Here is a 1,943-nt window from a genome sequence, read left to right on the forward strand (position 1 = left end):
TACACGTTGTGGCAGCGGGATCTTCTGGGGGATGAGGATGATCCGGAAAGCCTTGTGTCCCAGCAGCTCGGTTATTGGCGGCGGGAATTGGCCGGTGCTCCGGAACAGCTCGAATTGCCGACTGATCGGCCTCGGCCGCGGGTGCCTGGTTATCGCGGTGGGGTGGTGTCGTTTCGTGTCGACCCGGAGTTGCACAACGGATTGATCCACGTGGCGAGGGCGTGCGGCGCGAGTTTGTTCATGGTGTTGCATGCTGGTCTGGCTGCTTTGCTGACCAGGCTCAATGCTGGTGTGGACATTGTGATCGGCAGCCCGGTTGCGGGGCGGACTGATGACGCGGTGCGGGATCTTGTGGGGTTTTTCGTGAACACCCTTGTGCTGAGGGTGGATACTTCTGGTGATCCGAGTTTGCGTGAACTTGTTCGCCGTGTCCGGGAGACTGATCTCAGGGCTTTTGAGCATCAGGATGTTCCGTTCGAGCGTCTTGTTGAGGCGGTCAATCCGGTTCGGTCGTTGGGGCGGCATCCGTTGTTTCAGGTCGCGCTTGTTCTCAACGATGCTGGCGAGTATGGGTTTGTGTTGCCGGGGACGTCTGGTGGTTTGTATCCGCATGATTTGAATGCGGCTAAGTTCGATCTGTCGTTCACTTTCGATGAGCATCGTGATGGTGGCGGGGCGCCGGCTGGTATGGAGTTGGCGCTCAATTATTCCGCGGATCTTTTCGATCGGGAAACGGTGGAGCGTTTCGGTGGTTATTTGATTCGTGTGCTGGCGCAGTTGGCGGCTGAGCCTGATGAGCGTGTTGGTCGGGTTCGTTTGCTGGATGCCGCGGAAGAGCATGCGTTGTTGGTCGAGCGCAACGACACCGGTCGTCTGGACGTTCCTGCCGTGACGTTGTCGGAGCTTTTCCAGGGCCAGGTGAGCAGAACTCCGCGGGCCATCGCGCTCGAACACGGCCGCACCCGTTTGACCTACGAGGAGCTCAACACCCGCGCGAACCAACTCGCACACCACCTGGTGGGGCTAGGAGTGGGGCCGGAGCGAGTCGTGGCGCTGGTGCTGCCCCGCTCCGCGGAAATGGTGGTCGCCATCCTCGCCGTGCTGAAGGCCGGTGGCGCCTACCTGCCGGTCGATCCGACGTACCCGCCTGACCGCATCCGGTTCATGCTCGATGACGCTGGGCCGGCGGTCGTCCTCGCCGCGGACGGCTCCGCAGGCAGCGTTGCGGCCATCGGAGTTCCCGTCCTGCTCCTCGGCGATCCCGAACTCCAAGGCCAGCTCGGTCGGAACAACAGCGGAAACGTCACCGATGCCGATCGGCGGGCAGCGTTGGACCCGCTGGCCCCGGCGTACGTGATCTACACCTCCGGCTCCACCGGCACCCCCAAGGGAGTCGTGATTCCGCACGTCGCGGTGGCCAACCTGGTCGAGGTGCAGCGGGAACGACTTCGGGTCGGGGAGGGGAGCCGCGTACTGCAGTTGGCGTCGCCCAGCTTCGACGTGATGGTGATGGAAATGTTCATGGCCCTCGCGACCGGAGCTGCGCTGGTCCTGCCCGCAACGCAAAAACCGCTCGGCGCTGAGTTGGCAGCGATCTTGGCGGCGGAACGCGTCAGCCACGCCGTCGTTTCGCCGACGGTGTTGTCGAGCATTCCACACCGCGATTTGCCAGACCTGCGGGTCCTGATCACCGGCATCGAGCCGTGCTCCGGCGAACTGGTCGACCGCTGGTCGAAGGGTCGGCTGATGCTGAATGCCTACGGGCCGACCGAAGCGACCGTCTACTTGACGATGACGGGACCGCTGTCCGGCGGAAACGTCCCGCCTATCGGTCATCCGCTGCCGAACATGCGGGTGTATGTGTTGGATGGTTTTTTGGGTGTGGTTCCGCCGGGTGTGGTGGGGGAGTTGTATGTGGGGGGTGTGGGTTTGGCGCGGGGGTA

General features: G+C 62.9%; 1 protein-coding gene. It reads left to right on the forward strand.

From position 1 onward, the window contains the following. A partial coding sequence (locus ACWEV3_RS43320; RefSeq protein ID WP_452619494.1) for a non-ribosomal peptide synthetase occupies positions 1-1,943 on the forward strand: 1,943 nt, incomplete at both ends.

It is taken from the genome of Saccharopolyspora sp. NPDC003752 (assembly GCF_053605825.1).